The sequence below is a fragment of the Gracilibacillus xinjiangensis genome (genome assembly GCF_042651765.1).
Classification (GTDB): domain Bacteria; phylum Bacillota; class Bacilli; order Bacillales; family Amphibacillaceae; genus Gracilibacillus; species Gracilibacillus xinjiangensis.
On the sequence record NZ_JBHSDT010000008.1, the window covers coordinates 632,344 to 649,146 of the forward strand.

At 34.8% G+C, this 16,803-nt stretch carries 16 protein-coding genes; 14 read left to right on the forward strand and 2 right to left on the reverse strand.

Going from position 1 to position 16,803, the window contains the following annotated elements:
* Positions 1-82 precede the first annotated feature (82 nt).
* The 3 genes from spo0A (at position 83) to ACFOY7_RS14445 (ending at position 3,130) form a co-directional block, all read left to right on the forward strand.
* A complete protein-coding gene (gene spo0A, locus ACFOY7_RS14435) occupies positions 83-862 on the forward strand; it encodes a sporulation transcription factor Spo0A (RefSeq protein ID WP_390252800.1) in 780 nt (259 codons plus the stop codon).
* A gap of 132 nt (positions 863-994) precedes the next feature.
* Positions 995-1,603, forward strand: a complete 609-nt coding sequence (safA, locus tag ACFOY7_RS14440) for a SafA/ExsA family spore coat assembly protein (RefSeq protein WP_390252801.1) — start codon at positions 995-997, stop codon at positions 1,601-1,603.
* Positions 1,604-1,783: 180 nt separating this feature from the next.
* Entirely contained in the window at positions 1,784-3,130 is a 1,347-nt protein-coding gene (locus tag ACFOY7_RS14445) for an aspartate kinase (RefSeq protein ID WP_390252802.1), read from the forward strand.
* 94 nt (positions 3,131-3,224) lie between these two features.
* Here the strand turns inward: ACFOY7_RS14445 and ACFOY7_RS14450 are convergent, their stop codons facing one another.
* On the reverse strand, positions 3,225-3,467 hold the full coding sequence (locus tag ACFOY7_RS14450) for a DUF2627 family protein (RefSeq protein WP_390252803.1): 243 nt from the start codon (positions 3,465-3,467) through the stop codon (positions 3,225-3,227).
* A gap of 152 nt (positions 3,468-3,619) precedes the next feature.
* On the opposite strand from ACFOY7_RS14450, the gene ACFOY7_RS14455 reads away from it, so the two are divergent.
* From ACFOY7_RS14455 to ACFOY7_RS14490, 8 genes are all read left to right on the forward strand, one after another.
* Positions 3,620-5,275, forward strand: coding sequence for an AAA-type ATPase lid domain-containing protein (locus tag ACFOY7_RS14455; RefSeq protein ID WP_390252804.1), 1,656 nt, complete (start codon positions 3,620-3,622; stop codon positions 5,273-5,275).
* Positions 5,272-6,357, forward strand: a complete 1,086-nt coding sequence (gene buk / locus ACFOY7_RS14460; protein ID WP_390252805.1) for a butyrate kinase — start codon at positions 5,272-5,274, stop codon at positions 6,355-6,357. The genes ACFOY7_RS14455 and buk overlap by 4 nt, the downstream gene beginning before the upstream one ends.
* Positions 6,358-6,372: 15 nt before the next feature.
* Positions 6,373-7,788 (forward strand): dihydrolipoyl dehydrogenase, encoded by a 1,416-nt coding sequence (gene lpdA, locus ACFOY7_RS14465; protein ID WP_390252806.1) that lies wholly within the window; start codon positions 6,373-6,375, stop codon positions 7,786-7,788.
* Positions 7,781-8,770 (forward strand): thiamine pyrophosphate-dependent dehydrogenase E1 component subunit alpha, encoded by a 990-nt coding sequence (locus tag ACFOY7_RS14470; protein ID WP_390252807.1) that lies wholly within the window; start codon positions 7,781-7,783, stop codon positions 8,768-8,770. The genes lpdA and ACFOY7_RS14470 overlap by 8 nt, the downstream gene beginning before the upstream one ends.
* Entirely contained in the window at positions 8,771-9,754 is a 984-nt protein-coding gene (locus ACFOY7_RS14475; protein WP_390252808.1) for an alpha-ketoacid dehydrogenase subunit beta, read from the forward strand. It begins immediately after the preceding gene.
* 14 nt (positions 9,755-9,768) lie between these two features.
* Positions 9,769-11,049, forward strand: a complete 1,281-nt coding sequence (locus tag ACFOY7_RS14480; RefSeq protein WP_390252809.1) for a dihydrolipoamide acetyltransferase family protein — start codon at positions 9,769-9,771, stop codon at positions 11,047-11,049.
* A 182-nt stretch (positions 11,050-11,231) separates the two neighbouring features.
* Entirely contained in the window at positions 11,232-11,837 is a 606-nt protein-coding gene (locus ACFOY7_RS14485; RefSeq protein WP_390252810.1) for a transporter, read from the forward strand.
* A 25-nt stretch (positions 11,838-11,862) separates the two neighbouring features.
* Complete coding sequence (locus ACFOY7_RS14490) at positions 11,863-12,501, forward strand: trimeric intracellular cation channel family protein (protein WP_390252811.1); 639 nt, start codon at positions 11,863-11,865, stop codon at positions 12,499-12,501.
* 1 nt (position 12,502) lies between these two features.
* Here the strand turns inward: ACFOY7_RS14490 and ACFOY7_RS14495 are convergent, their stop codons facing one another.
* Positions 12,503-13,180 (reverse strand): TerC family protein, encoded by a 678-nt coding sequence (locus ACFOY7_RS14495; protein ID WP_390252812.1) that lies wholly within the window; start codon positions 13,178-13,180, stop codon positions 12,503-12,505.
* Between the two features lie 279 nt (positions 13,181-13,459).
* On the opposite strand from ACFOY7_RS14495, the gene ACFOY7_RS14500 reads away from it, so the two are divergent.
* The 3 genes from ACFOY7_RS14500 to ACFOY7_RS14510 all read left to right on the forward strand — a co-directional run bounded on the left by ACFOY7_RS14500 (position 13,460) and on the right by ACFOY7_RS14510 (position 16,800).
* Positions 13,460-14,446 carry a BMP family ABC transporter substrate-binding protein gene (locus ACFOY7_RS14500; protein ID WP_390252813.1) on the forward strand — a complete coding sequence of 329 codons (987 nt, stop codon included), beginning with the start codon at positions 13,460-13,462 and terminating at the stop codon, positions 14,444-14,446.
* Between the two features lie 28 nt (positions 14,447-14,474).
* Entirely contained in the window at positions 14,475-16,277 is a 1,803-nt protein-coding gene (locus ACFOY7_RS14505; RefSeq protein WP_390252814.1) for a sensor histidine kinase, read from the forward strand.
* 91 nt (positions 16,278-16,368) lie between these two features.
* Positions 16,369-16,800 carry a BrxA/BrxB family bacilliredoxin gene (locus ACFOY7_RS14510; protein WP_390252816.1) on the forward strand — a complete coding sequence of 144 codons (432 nt, stop codon included), beginning with the start codon at positions 16,369-16,371 and terminating at the stop codon, positions 16,798-16,800.
* Positions 16,801-16,803 lie beyond the last annotated feature (3 nt).

Sequence of the window (16,803 nt, forward strand, 5' to 3'; positions counted from 1 at the left end):
AAGAAAAGAAGGAATTATTATCCTTCTGTCGAAAATGTTACTTATACAAAAATATGTGTGACCAATTGAAGGAGGAACTTTAGTGGAAAGATCAAGAGTGTTGATAGTGGATGATAATAGGGAACTTGTACAGCTGATGGAAGAATACTTAGAAGATCAGAATGACATGGAAATTGTAGGGAAAGCTTATAATGGGAAAGAATGCCTTGACATGGTTGAAGATGTGACACCTGATGTAATTATATTAGATATCATAATGCCTCATATTGATGGATTAGCTGTCCTTAGTAAAATAAAACAGTCTGATCGTACGAAAGGTATCCATGTGATTATGCTCACTGCTTTTGGCCAGGAAGATGTGACGAAAAAAGCTGTTAGTCTAGGTGCATCTTATTTTATATTAAAGCCGTTTGATTTGGAACATTTAGCTGAACAAATTAGACAAGTAAGAGGATTACAAACTGTTCAAAGTAATGAAAGAAAAGCTATAAATGGAAGTAGTAGAAAGTTTGATCTTGAAGCGAGTATTACTAATATTATCCATGAAATAGGTGTTCCTGCTCATATCAAAGGTTATATGTATTTAAGGGAAGCAATTACAATGGTTTACAACGACATTGAACTGTTAGGATCCATTACAAAAGTATTATACCCTGATATCGCATCTAAATTTAATACAACCGCCTCACGAGTTGAACGTGCCATACGCCACGCAATTGAGGTAGCATGGAGCAGAGGAAATATTGATTCTATATCATCATTATTTGGTTATACAGTAAGTGTCTCAAAAGCAAAACCAACCAATTCCGAATTTATCGCGATGGTTGCTGACAGGTTAAGATTGGAACACAGGGCGTCATAAATAATATATTTTAATTAACCCTTCTCGCACAATGTGTGGGAAGGATTTTTTATTTAGAAAACAGATAAATATGTATAACAATTAAATACTTGCAAATTATAAGTTGAAAAACTTTAACAGGAGGACAAACAGATGAAACAAAAAGCAACTGTAAGTATTGTAATGGGCATTCTTCTAACTCTAGCAATTCCGGCGATGGTTTCTGCTTCTAGCAGTTATTATGTCCAACCTGGTGACACAATGTGGATTATAGCCTCGAAATACAAAATTGGTCTATCAGAAATCATTGAAGCAAATGATCAGATAGTTAATCCTGATCTCATCTACCCCGGGCAAGAAATTACGATTCCAAAGATTGAAAGAATAAAACATATTGAACATCAAGTGATTCAGCTAACGAATGAAGAAAGAGCGAAAAATGGACTACCCCCTTTAAGACCAAATTGGCAATTATCACGAGTGGCACGGTATAAATCAGAAGACATGAATACTAATCATTACTTTAGTCACCAGAGCCCTACTTATGGATCTCCATTTAATATGATGCAAGATTTCGGTATTTCTTACCGTGCTGCAGCAGAGAATATAGCTAAGGGTCAACAAACACCATACCAAGTGGTACAAGCGTGGATGAATTCCAGTGGGCACAGAAAAAATATTTTAAATGGTAATTTTACACATATTGGTGTCGGTTATGACCCGGATGGGAATTATTGGACGCAAATGTTTATTAGTAAATAATTATATAGCAACCTATGCCATGGAATACCGTTGAATTTTACAATGTTGCCAATACTATCGACATAAACGTAAGTATCCTCCAATATTTTTAAAAATAAGGCTAACTTTTATTTAACAAAATGTTCAGAAATATGATAATATTTTTAGTGGTATAAAAATAATTATTGGAGAGGTTATAAGATGAAAGTAGCTAAATTTGGAGGAAGTTCAGTAGCAAATGCTGAACAATTACGTAAAGTAGCAAACATTATTAAAGATGATCGCGATAGAAAAGTGGTAATCGTATCAGCTCCTGGTAAGCGTTTTTCAGATGATACGAAAGTTACAGATCTATTAATCGAAATGGGGGAAGCGTTTTTAAATAACGATCCATACGAAAATAAATTAGAAGCAGTATTAAATCGTTTTAAAGACATTACTTCTGAATTAGACATTTCTAATGATGTGATTAATGAAATTAAACAAGGTGTTATTGAAATTTTTGCATCAGACAAGAGTGATGATCTTAAATTAGATGCAATTAAAGCAACAGGGGAAGATTCACTTGCAAAAGTATTAAGTGCTTATTTACAATCTATTGGTTTAAAAGCGGTTTATCTAAATCCCAAAGATGCGGGAATCCTTGTGAGTGATAACCCTGGTAGTGCTCAAATATTAGATGAGAGCTATGACCATCTATACAAGCTTAGAGACCGTGAAGAGATTGTGGTCATACCGGGATTTTTCGGTTACACTAAAGATGGCAAACTAGTTACATTTTCCCGAGGTGGATCAGATATAACCGGCTCCATCGTTGCTGCAGGTGTGAAAGCAGATCTCTATGAAAACTTTACGGATGTAGATTCTGTATACTGTGTGAATCCGACTATTGTTCCAAACCCTAAAGAGATAACTTCTTTAACTTATAAAGAGATGCGGGAATTGTCCTATGCAGGGTTCTCAGTTTTTCATGATGAAGCACTAATACCGGCATTTAAAGCCGATATCCCTGTGTGTATTAAAAATACCAATAATCCAAAAGGGATGGGTACAATTATTGTTTCGCAAAAAGAACCACAACCAAATCCAGTTGTTGGTATTGCTAGTGATACAGGTTTTATCAGTATCTATATCAGCAAATATTTAATGAACAGAGAAATTGGTTTTGGTCGTAAATTGTTAACGATTTTAGAAGATGAAGGAATATCTTTCGAACACACTCCATCAGGGATTGATGATATCTCTGTGATTATCAGAGAATCCCGAATGACGAAAGAAAAGGAAGAAAGAGTAATTGCAAGAATTAATGAAGAGTTACAGCCTGATATGGTACATGTTGACCGTGATTTAGCATTGATTATGGTAGTTGGTGAAGGTATGGATAGTATTGTTGGCTTAGCAGATAAAGCTACACATGCTTTTGCAAATGCGAATGTGAATCTGGAAATGATCAATCAAGGTTCTTCAGAAGTATCGATGATGTTTGGTATTAAGTCATCGAAAGTAGACGCTGCAGTTAGAGCATTATACGAAACTTTTTTTGAATAATAATCAGTCAGCCGAGCTGTGTGGCTGTAATGCTTGATTGTCTACATAGCACTGAGATTATAAGATCTATATAGAAAGGCGGAAAGATAACAGATCAATGATTATACCTGTTATTCTTTCCGCCTTTTATTAATTGTCTTTTTTTATCTCTGTGCAAAATAAATCCGCCAATAAATGATAAACCTCCAAAAAATAATATTAACCCAACAATAAATTGGACAACTATATGTAGAAATATTGCTGTCAGCTCACCGAAAAAGGCATCTCTCATTAGTTTGATCCCATACGTAGCCAGGATAGCAGGAAGGACCAATAATAATAAAGCAATTAATCTCATAATGTGACCCCGTTCTGTTCATAATAATACTGTAAATATTAAATGTAGTATAGCATAGGGACGATCTATTTCGCAAAAGATGTTCTAGCTTGCTAATTTTTGCATAAAAGTATATTATTAAAGCATGCAAAAAAATGCAGGGTGGGATATTAATGTCTGCAAAAGGTAATCGAATTGATTATAGTCTAAATGAAAATATGCTGAATAACTTTCCGTTTGGATTGATAATTCTTAATGCAGAAAAGAAAATCGAACAAATAAATCACCATGCAATCAGATACATGAGAATGGAGCTTGATGGCCCTGTTACTGGACAAGCTTTATCTGATTTTATTAGTATGGACATGGTTGAGCTAGTATGGCAACAAAGGAAAGTATACTATCGAATGGAAAAGTTAGTCACAAATGGTGAGAAAGTCTATTTTACATACAGCCCGATTCTGGATCAAAAAGGTTTAACCATTAAAACACTGATAACAATTGAACCATATGACACTTTTATAGAAAAAATCCGTGAACAGACAGATTATTATCCAATGACAGAACTAATCCCGTTAATTGCAGAATATTCACCTGATGCAGTATCTTTTGTTGTTCCAAATTCTAAAAAAACCTACTATAACAATAAATGGAATTTACTGATTGAGCGTATGTGTAAGCATGACGAAGGTGCGCAAGATGAGTTAGAACATATACTTAATAGAATTGTGAAAGACACGATAAAGCAAAGGCGTAAGATAGAGCAGGTTGTTTCAATGAGCAGCAATTTAGAAATTGAAATAACATCAAAGCCAATTATTATCTCTGGAAAACTGTATGGATGTTTTCAAATGATTAGGGATGATAAGGAGTTAAATAAATACAAACGACAATACCGATTGGCCACATCTGTCATCCGAAATTTAGAAAAAACCTATCTATTTGATGATATGATTGGAAATTCCTTTGATTTAATTATGGCTAAGAAACAAGCAAAACTATATGCAAATATGAATGTCCCAATTTTTCTTAGAGGAGAACAAGGTACAGGAAAAGAATTAATGGCAAGAGCGCTTCACTACGATACCGACCGAAAAGAATATCCCTTCAAGCATTTACGAATAGATGGAAAGGAAGAAAATTTAGAGACTTTCATTTTCAACGATGCTACATCAAAAGGGATTTTATCAGAAGTTAGAGGTGGGACACTTTTTATTGAGGAATGTACTAATTTCCCTAAAAAGATTCTTAATAGGATTGTTCACGAGTTAGAAGAAAACTCAAGCGGACAATCCTTCCAATTAATAGTATCTTCTAGCAATTTGGAAGATTCCCTTCCGCGTAGTACATTCTATGATTGGATTAGCCGTTATCAAATTGTCTTGCCGCCATTAAGAGAACGCAGGGAAGATCTCGCCTTATTAGTCAGCTGTTTTATGGAACAATGTAATATGAAATTTAAGACAAATCTCCAAACAATAGATGGAAAAATGCTTGAGTTGTTTGGGAAATATAGCTGGCCCAAAAATATAAGTGAGTTAAAACATATAGTTGAATTAACAGCAATAAGTGCAGGCATAACTAACAAAATTCTTACTAAAGATTTATTACCTGAACATTTCTTAGCAAACATTGAGAAAAAAAGTTCCACATATTCTGGAGACTTGGAATTACAGCAAGCATTAGATTCCTTCGAAAGAGATTATATTGAAAATACGCTGGAAACCAATCAATATAATAAAACAAAAACGGCAAAAAAATTAGGAATATCTATTCGAAATCTTTACTATAAAATGGATAAATACAATATTGACAGGGGTAGCTCATGAGTAATAATCAAATATTTCGTATCTTAGTAATCAATCCTTTAGTTCATGCAACTAAGATAGCTATATATGAGAATGACCGAAACATTTTTGAACAGAATATTGTATTAACTGATCAAGTTATGAATCTAGATTTATATGAGCAGATTGAGCCAAGGAAACAAGCCATTACCAATGCAATTATTAACTTAGGATTGAATTTGTCTTCACTTGATGCGATTTGTGGCAGAGGTGGCTTATTAAGACCTATTAGCGGCGGCACTTATCAAATCAATCAATTAATGATTCAAGATTTAGTCAGTTGCGTCAATGGGAAACATGTATCGAATCTAGGTGCTATTCTAGCTTATGAAATAGCAAACAACTTAAGTCTTAATTCCTATATTGTAGACCCTGTAGTGGTTGATGAAATGTCCGATGTCGCCAAATCCACTGGTGTACCCCATATTAAGAGAAAGAGTATTTTTCATGCGCTAAATCAGAAATTTGTTGCAATGGAATTGGCTAAACGGTTAGGGAAAAATTATGAGCAAACCAACGTTATCGTAGCACATCTAGATGGCGGAGTGACGGTTGGAGCACACCGTAAGGGGAAAGTGATAGATGTTAATAATGGATTTGATGGGGAAGGACCATTCTCATTTGAACGTTCTGGAAGTTTACCTAACAATGAACTTATCAACCTTACTAACGATTCAACTAACAATTCCAGTCAGCGCTTGAAGCAAAGGCTGATACACCATAGCGGATTAAAAGCATATTTAGATGTCAAACAAATAAAGGATGTAAAATTACTAATCCAGAAAAAAGACAAGCAAGCCATTGAAGCAATAGATATAATGGGGTATCAAATTGCGAAAGAAATCGGAAAAATGGCGGTTGTTTTAGATGGCCACGTAGATGGAATTATTTTAACAGGTAATTTAGCAGATATTAACTATTTAAATGAATATATTATAAAAAAAGTTAGCTGGATTGCCGATGTTTTTACATATCCAGGTGAGAATGCCTTGCTAGCACTTGCTAGAGGTACATTAAGAGTATTACAAGGGAAAGAACAAGCAAAGCTATATGAAATTGTGTAGAAGAGAGGGTTTAGAATGGCGTTAGAGTATGATGTTGTTGTCCTTGGTGGAGGAACTGGAGGGTATGTAGCAGCAGTCAGAGCAGCACAAAATGGGTTAAAGACTGCCATTGTGGAGAAAGATAAATTAGGCGGAACATGCTTACATAAAGGGTGTATTCCCACAAAAGCACTTTTAAAAAGTGCAGAAATATTCGAAATAATTCAAAAAGCACAATCATTTGGTATTGAAGTAGAAGAACCTACCTTCCATATTGAAAAAGCAATGGAGCGAAAAGATAAGATTGTCTCCACATTACATCAAGGTGTAAAAGGGTTAGTTGCTAATGCAAAAGTTGATATTTATGATGGATTTGGCAGAATTCTCGGCCCATCGATCTTTTCACCAATGGCTGGTTCAATTTCAGTTGAATATGAAGATGATCGAGAGAACGATATATTAGTTCCGAAGAATGTTATCATTGCAACAGGATCATCACCGAAAACTTTACCTGGAATAACAATCGATGGTGAATTAGTCATAACATCTGACCATGCTCTTAGTATGAATAAACTGCCATCTTCTATTGTTATCTTAGGAGGAGGGGTTATTGGAATAGAGTGGGCATCCTTTTATCAGTCAGTTGGTGTTGACGTGACATTAATTGAAGCCAGTGATCAAATCTTACCTAATATGGATAAGGATATTGCAAAAGAAATGAGCAAGTATCTAGTCCGTAAGGGTGTAAAACTGCATACAGGTACTAGTGTTATCCCAAGTAGCTTATCGACAGTTAATGGGATTGCCATTAAGTCAGAAACTGACGACATGACATTTGAAGCAGATCAACTTTTAGTGGCAATTGGCCGTAAAGCAAATATAAGTAATATAGGTGTTGAGAATACTGATATTCAGCTTGCTAATGACTTTATTGATGTAAATCCATATTTCCAATCCAAAGAATCTCATATATATGCGATTGGTGATGTAAATGGTGGAAAACAATTAGCACATGCGGCTACATATGAAGCTGACATTGCAGTAGCTCACATTGTTGGAAATACTCCGGTATTGTTAAATCCAACAGATATCCCATCATGTGTTTATGGTGAAATGGAAATTGCATCATTAGGTCTAACGGAAACAGAGGCGAAAGAGCAATACGGTAAAGTCAAAGTAACGAAAACATCTATGCAGGCAATTGGAAAGGCACACGTTAATGGAAACATCGATGGATTTGCCAAGATCGTTATTGATCAAAACACGGATGATCTGCTAGGATTTCATCTCATTGGAAAAGGTGTAACCGAGATAATTGGACAAGTAAGTTTAGCGAAATATTTTGATGGCTCAGGTTTAGAAATATCTGAATCAATAAATCCACATCCGTCTATATCTGAAATTATAAGTGAAGTTGCTTTAGCGGCTGAGGGGAGGAAAATTCATGGATAAAGGAAAGTTTAGTAATGAAGAGCAATTAGAAATGTATGAAGAAATGTTATTAGCGAGAAGAATTGATGAAAGAATGTGGTTATTAAATCGTTCAGGAAATATACCGTTTGTTGTCTCATGTCAGGGACAAGAAGTGATGCAAGTTGCTGCATCAACTGCCCTCGATAAAAAGGTAGATTATATTCTGCCATATTATCGTGATCTAGGTGTTGTCCTGCATTTTGGCATGACAACGAAAGAAATATTTCTACAAGCATATGCAAAAGCAGAAGATCCAAACTCTGGCGGAAGGCAGATGCCTGGTCATTTTGGTCAAAAGAAAAACAGGATTGTTACAGGATCATCTCCTGTGACCACGCAGGTTCCTCATGCAGTAGGGATTGCCTTGGCGGCCAAAATGGAAGGTAAGTCATTAGTTTCTTTTGTAACATTAGGAGAAGGATCTACCAATCAAGGGGACTTTCACGAGGGATTAAACTTTGCAGGTGTGCATAAATTACCAGTTATTTTCATGGTCGAAAATAATAAATATGCAATATCCGTACCTCTTCATAAGCAGGTAGCGTGTGAAAATATAGCAGACCGTGCTATTGGATATGGTATGCATGGCATTAAGGTGGATGGTAATGATCCTTTTGCTGTGTATCAAGCAGTGAAAGAAGCCAGAGAACGTGCATTAAACGGCGACGGACCAACATTAATAGAAGCAGTATCGTACAGGCTTACACCACACTCAAGTGATGATGATGATATGACTTATCGGACTAAAGAAGAAGTTGAACAGGAAAAGTCGATCGATGGTCTAATACAATATAAAGAAAAATTGAAGAAAGAAGGAATATTAACGGATGAAATAGAGGAAAAAATGGAAAGCAAGCTGAAAGAAGAAATTAATGAGGCAACAGAGTATGCAGAAAAAGCTCCAAATCCAGATCCAGGAACTTTAAGCGATTATGTGTACAGCAGCAAGGAGGGGATGTAGGTGGCAGTTTTAAACTATATTCAAGCAATCACCCAAGCGTTAAAAGAAGAAATGGAACGTGATGAAAAAGTTTTTGTTTTAGGGGAAGACGTTGGTCCGCGCGGAGGAGTTTTTCGTGCAACAGATGGATTGTATGAACGATTCGGTGAAGCACGTGTGCTTGATACGCCGTTAGCAGAATCAGCAATTGCTGGTGTAGGAATTGGTGCAGCAATGTATGGTATGAAGCCTGTTGCAGAAATGCAGTTCGCTGATTTTATCATGCCTGCAGTTAATCAAATTATATCTGAAGCAGCTAAAATAAGATATCGTTCCAATAATGATTGGACATGTCCAATAACCATTCGTGCACCGTACGGTGGCGGTGTTCATGGGGGACTTTATCATTCCCAATCAATAGAAGCAGTTTTTGCTAATCAACCAGGCTTGAAAATTGTTATGCCATCAAGTCCTTATGATGTGAAAGGACTTTTAAAATCCTCTATTCGCGATGAGGACCCTGTTCTGTTTTTAGAGCATAAAAGAGCATACCGCTTGTTAAAAGAAGAAGTTCCAGAGGAGGATTACACAATTCCGATTGGTAAAGCTGCTGTGAAACGTGAAGGTAGTGATGTAACAGTCATTACGTACGGTTTATGTGTACATTTTGCCAAGCAAGCAGCGGAAAAATTGGATCAAGAAGGAATTAGCACAGAGATTTTAGATTTACGTACAGTGTATCCATTAGATCAGGAAGCAATTATTCAAGCAGCTTCGAAAACTGGTAAGGTGTTACTTGTTACAGAGGATAACAAAGAAGGTAGTATTATCGGTGAAGTAGCAGCAATTATAAGTGAAAATTGTTTATTTGATTTAGATGCACCTATTAAAAGACTTGCTGCTCCAGAAGTACCGGCAATGCCATTTGCTTCCCCGTTAGAAAAAGAGTTTATGATGAATCCAGATAAAATTGAAGCAGCGATTAAAGAATTAGCGGAATTCTAAATGTAAGGAGTGAGATGATTTTGGGAGTACAACGAATCAATATGCCGCAACTAGGTGAAAGTGTTACAGAAGGAACTGTGAGTACCTGGCTAGTTAAAGAGGGCGACTATGTTGAAAAATATGATGCAATAGCTGAAGTGATGACAGATAAGGTCAATGCGGAGGTACCATCCTCCTATACAGGTGTAATTAAAGAATTGATTGCAAAAGAAGATGAAACAATCGAAGTTGGACAGCTTATGTGTTACATAGATGTAGAAGGTGCTGAATCAGAAGTTACAGGTGAACCGGTCCAAGACAAGGGGGCAGCAAAAGAAACTTCAGTTGAGAATAAATCATCATCGATGAAAAACAGATACTCACCAGCTGTTATGCGTATAGCGCAAGAGAATGACTTGGACTTATCACAGATTACCGGTTCAGGTAAAGGTGGAAGAATTACTAGGAAAGATGTCGAAAAAGTCATTCAAAATAATGATCGGAAAGTTGAACAGGCTGAAATACCAGAATTAGAAGATCAATCGAAATTAGAAGAAGAAGCAACAGAAGAATTTACACCACCTATTATTCGTAGAAAACCAGTAAAAGTAAACCCGGGCGATCGTGAAATCCCTGTGACCGGCTTGCGCAGAACCATTGCGCAGAATATGGTTCGGTCTAAAACTGAGATTCCGCATGCATGGATGATGATAGAGGTTGATGTTACGAATTTAGTTGCTTATCGTAATGCAGAAAAAGACCAATTTAAGGAAAATGAAGGATACAATTTATCTTATTTTGCTTTCTTCTTGAATGCTGTTGCTAAAGCGTTAAAGAAATTCCCTGAACTAAATAGCTGCTGGGCAGGAGATAAAATTATCCAACGTAAGGATATAAACCTATCAATCGCTGTTGCGCATGGTCATGAATTATATGTACCAGTGATAAAAAATGTCGATGAAAAGAGTATAAAAGGTATCGCAAAGGAAATTCACGAACTTTCCAGAAAAGCGAGAACAGGAAACTTGGCAAAAGAAGATATGGAAGGCGGCACATTTACTGTTAATAATACAGGGTCATTTGGCTCAGTAGAATCAATGGGAGTTATTAATTATCCACAATCAGCTATTCTCCAAGTGGAGTCAATCGTTAAAAGACCTGTGATAATCGATAATATGTTTGCTGCACGTGATATGGTTAATCTATGTTTATCTCTAGACCATCGTGTTTTGGATGGTGTGATATGTGGTGCATTTATGTCACATGCGAAAGCAATCTTAGAAAATATCTCAAGTGATACAACACCAATTTATTAGTTGAAAAAAAGAGTTTCATTTTATGAATGAATCTCGTATACTTAATTGAGAAGAGAAACCCTTTTTTTCACATAGGGTTTCTTTTCAATTATTTTTTTATGAAAGAATTCCCTGCGCTGCAAACGAATTAGTTAAACCAATGACAGGAATTCCGAATACTAAAGCGATGTGGTGGGATAGGATTGCAAGGCAAATTAAAAATCTTATATGACTTGCTGATGGTCGTTTTAGTTATGATGACAATTTTAACATTATGGACTAATAATGAAGTTAATTCAACGATTAACTGGATTGTTTGGTTAATATTCTTCACAGATTTTGTTATTCGGATATTAATAGCTGATGATAAATGGGGATTTATTAAAAAAAACCCTTTTTTAATCATAGCAATCATACCTTTTGATCAGTTTTTTCAGTTGGCAAGGTTTGTTCGTATTATTTATTTTTTTCGAATTAAAACAATTACAAAATATTATGTTCAGCCTTATATAGAAAAAATGAATGCATTTGCTAAAATTATTCTGATTGTTCTTCTTCCTGTCAGTTTGATATTAGAATCCTTATTTGTATGGTTAATGGAAAATAAATTCCACTTCTGGTTAGAGGCTCTTATTGTAGTTTTTAAGCACTTATTTATTTTTGCAAACAGTTTAGAATCGGTTGAGCATTTTCCTACAATTATATGTTTGACTATTACTTCTATTATAGGAGTAATTATACAAGGATTAGCATTACAATGGATATTTAATAAATTGGATTTGGTTTATAAAAACTTCAAATCAGCCTGACATAATGAAGGTATAGGAGGTTTCTATGTTACTTATTGAAATGTTTGTATTTCTCGGTACCATTGCCTTTGCAATATCGGGATCTTTACTAGCGATACAAAAAAGATTGGATATTTTCGGAGTGTTATTATTAGGTTTGACGACAGCACTGGCTGGGGGTGTGATTAGAGACTTGATGATTGGGAATATCCCCCCTACTAATTTAGCTGAACCTCAATATTTTTTAGTTAGTTTATTAGCTAGTTTATCCACCATCATATTTTTTGAGAGAATAAAAAAATTCAACCATAGCATTGCATTTTTTGATGCAATCGGCTTAGGTGTTTTTACAGCTGTTGGAGCAAATGCTGTGTTAAGCTTCGAGTATTCACAACCATTTCTAATTATCACAATGGGCTTAGTTACGGGTATTGGTGGTGGTGTACTCCGTGATGTGTTTGTCCAGGAAATTCCGCAAGTTTTTCGTAAAGAAGTCTACGGAATGGCATCAATTGCTGGATCTGTCGCACTAATAATCAGTTATGATTTTGTTTCACCAATCATTAGCCTGTATATTTGTTTAACCGTAACCTTTACAATCAGAATGCTAGCATTAAAATGGAAGTGGAATATCCCGGTAGTTGGCCGGAAAGCTAAAATCAATCGAAGGACATTAAATTCGTGAACTAAGTCTTTTGCTGTTTGGAGATATAACCACTCAATATAACGCCAACAGTTAAAATAATAGATAGAATGATTGTAATTAAATGGTGATTAATATGAAAAGTGTGGAGAATAAAAGGCTCGTGAATTATCATATCTGCACCAGTGTACACAAGTATTCCGGAGCCTATGTACATTAAATAGCTATATTTGTTTAGTAAGACAACAATGAATTTCGCACCAAAAATCATTAATGGTATGCTAATGAGTACCCCAATAGAAAGCAAAGCGATACTTCCATCAGAAGCACCAGCGATGGCGACAACATTATCCAAGCTCATTATAACATCTGCTGTAATAATAGTAGTTATTGCTTTTGTTAAAGAATCATGTGAGGCGATATGTTGCTGCTCTTCATTACTGACTAAAAGTTTGTAACTAATCCATATTAACAGGAGTCCGCCAATCAAGTATATGAATGGAAACTTTAGTAAATAAACAATTCCTGTTGCAAAAATAATTCGTAATGCTATCGCACCCCCCACACCAATTAATATCGCTTTATTTTGAGTTTTCTTTGGTAAATTTTTTGTAGCTAGTGCAATTACCAGCGCATTATCCCCGGACAATACGATATCAATAGAGATGATTTGCAATAATCTAATCCAATCGATATCGATCGCAGACATAAAAATGAACATAACTCCGCCTCCTGATTTATTATTATTTTTGAATGGACAATCTATATCATTATATGCTTGACCATGTTCATAATATGCTTTAATGAAAGAGGTGCATAATTTGTCGAAAACGACAGAATGGTGTAAAAAATACATGTTCAAACTGGAAAAAGTTATGTATAATAGTGCATATAATGCTAAAGTGCTGTTTTATTAACTTCTTATTTAATTCCCTGCTTGCGCTCATTAAGGCAGGATTAGAGTTGATTTAGCATGGAGATTATTAATGGGGTGCTTATAATGCAAGCTAATAAACAATTAAAATTAATTCTGGCAATAACTTTAATTGTTATTTCCGTTTTTTTTGTCTTTCTATTGTTTCGTTCAAGTCAAATTATGAATGATATGAACGCTTCAGAAAAAAAACCAACAAAAATACTAATTCTAACAACAGATAATGTGACAGACCAGAGTTGGGGCAGCCAAGCATACAAAGGGAAGATGCAAATCGAGAATCTTTATAATGTGGAAGCAACACTTGAGAGTGAAGTTATTATAAATATGGAATTAGAAGATTTAATTATGCAATCTATTCATGATGGTACTGAACTTGTTATTGGACATGGACGTGAATTTTCTGAATTTTTTTATAAGTTGACGAATCAATATAAAGAGACACAATTTGTAACAGTTCACGGAGAATATACTAATTCCAATTTAGCTGTATATACTTTTGATCATCAAGAAATCGAATATGTTGCAGGAATAGCTGCAGCATTAAAGACTAAAACAAATAAAGTTGGCGTCATTGATGCTGTAAATAATGAGCATAAGGACTGGGGCTTTTCGGAAGGCATTAAATCAACTAAGCCAAATATTGAGTTAGTGTATGATGTTGTATACAGTAGAGAAGATCATGAGAAAGCTTTACAAATTGCTAATAAAATGATAGAACAAGATGTGGATATAATTTACACTAAAGGAAATAGTTACAATAAATCAGTTATCAACCTTGCTAAATCCGAAGGTATTTATGTAATTGGCTATTTAGAGGATCAAGCATACATGGCCAAACAAAATGTTCTGACAAGTGTAGTTAATAATATTCCGCAAGTATACTCGGCCATTGCAAAAGACTTCTTGAGTAAGGGGGGAGTAAAACCAGAAAAAAAATTCCTTGATACAACTGATGGTGTATATGGATTAGCGCCATTTGGAAGTATGTTTTCAAATGAAGAAATATTATTTATTGAAAATAAAAAGGAAGAGATATTATCAGAAACATAAATATTGTTTCTAGTTTGGGGAGAGTTACATGAGTAATTTATTTAAGCAATTATCTTTACGTAATAAGCTTTTAACGATTCTTCTCACAATCATGGTCATATTTAGTGGCTTTTCCATTTTTTTAATTCAATCAATTGATGAAATAAGCAAAGTAACAAATTCGATTAAGGATGAAAATCTCCCGCAGCTAGTGTGGTATAATTATTGGGAGAAAGAATTGCAGATTAAGAAAAACCTCGTTGAAACACAATTTGATTACCCGACAAATGAAGATTTTATTAGTGAATATGCATCAGTGGTCAATACTTTGAAAGAAGAAGGGTCTTTGGAAGATATTATTGAATTGCCAGAAGGCTTAGAGGAACTTAACAATCGAATCATGTTATTAGACTTCATTATTGAAAATAAGGTTAGCGGTTTACTAGAATATGATGATGCAGATGCTGCGAAAAATGTATTGCGTAATGAATATTTGCCAGAACTCGAATCACTTATTAAAGAGATACGAACTGGACAAAACCAGGAATTATATTCGTTTGATAACAACACGAAAGCGTTTCCTAAGATTATTGAAAAATCTATTGTCATTTTACTGCTGCTAACATTTTTAGGGATAATCGGATCTATATATTTATCCTATCGCATGAGTCAAAATATGACGAAACCAATAGAGGAAATGATGGATAAGGTTGATAAAATCGCTAATGGTGACTATGGTGTCATATTAAATCAGCCAAGACAAGTAGAATTCAGAAGCTTAGCTAAATCAATTAATCAAATGTCATTGAGCCTCCAGCAATCATTTCAGAAAATTGTACGGGATAAGTTAAAGCACGAACAAGTTCTTAATTCATTGCCAATTGGTATTATTACATATGATAAAAATGATAAGGAATTTATGGCGAATTCTTTTGTTAAAAATCTATTTAATATCGATATTAACAAATTAAGTGATCCAGTATATTTTGAAGAGGTAAGGACTAAACCATTATTACGTATGTTTTTTTCCGAAGAAAATTATTATAATAAAAAAGTATCTCTATCAATACATAACAATGAGTATGTGTTTCTAGTTTCTCAAACACATTTAAAAGATAGCAATTTTTCGAATGCCGGTAGAATTTTTTATTTCATAGATATAACAGAGTCCACTCTACTGGAGAAACGGATTATACAATCTGAAAAGTTGGCATTGGTTGGAGAAATGGCTGCATCCTCTGCACATGAAATTAGAAACCCTTTGACAGTTATTCACGGATTTTTGTCATTAATGCAAGAATCGCTAACCGACAAGGAATTGAAACGATTCAATTTCCATCTAATGATGAAAGAAATAGAGCGTCTTTATGAGATTGTAGAGCAAATGTTACTTATGTCTAATCAGAAGGAACCGGAGAAACGGCCCGTCCAACTTAGTGAAATTTTGAATGAATTAGTGCCTTTAATGCAAAGTACGTTTGATGCCAAAAACATAAAATTCAGTATGGAATTAGCAGAACAAGAAGTACTGGCAGATACGAAACAATTAAAACAAGTATTTCTGAATTTAATCAGAAACAGTCTGGAAGCAATTGGAGCTAACGGATCTATTAAAATAGAGTCACATGTAAAGGATCAGCATATTATATTAAGAATTAAAGATAGTGGTTCAGGAGTTCCAGAAGCAATTAAAACAACGTTATTTGAACCATTTTCTACATCTAAATCTAATGGTACAGGGTTAGGACTGAATGTAGTTCGGCGAATCATACAAAACCATGATGGACAAATATCTTTATATGAGAGCAACAATAGTGGTACAACCTTTCAAATTAACCTTCCAATCATTTGAAAAAAATGGAAAGTCCCTGAGTGGTTCTAATTGAAAAAATGAAAGTATGTTGGTAAAATTATAGTAATGAACAGGAAAAGGGGTATTCTTCATGGATTTTAATTTATTTATGGGTGATATAGTAGAAACTGCAAGAACCGAGATTACTGGTGCTGGATACAAAGAGTTAAAAACTCCAGATGAAGTTAAAGAAGCGTTAGAGCACGATGGTACTACACTAGTTATGGTAAATTCAACATGTGGTTGTGCTGGAGGTGTGGCTAGACCAGCTGCAGCAAGTGCCATCCATTATGATAAACGTCCTGATCAATTAGTTACTGTTTTCGCAGGGCAAGATCGTGAAGCTACAGAGACAGCCAGACAGTTTTTCGAAGGATATGCACCATCTTCACCGTCTTTTGCTCTTTTAAAAGATGGAAAAATCCTTAAAATGGTTGAAAGAAGTGAAATTGAAGGACACAGCCCAGTAGAAGTTGTTAATAAGTTACAACAATTGTTTGATGAATATTGTGAAGAAGTTTAATAA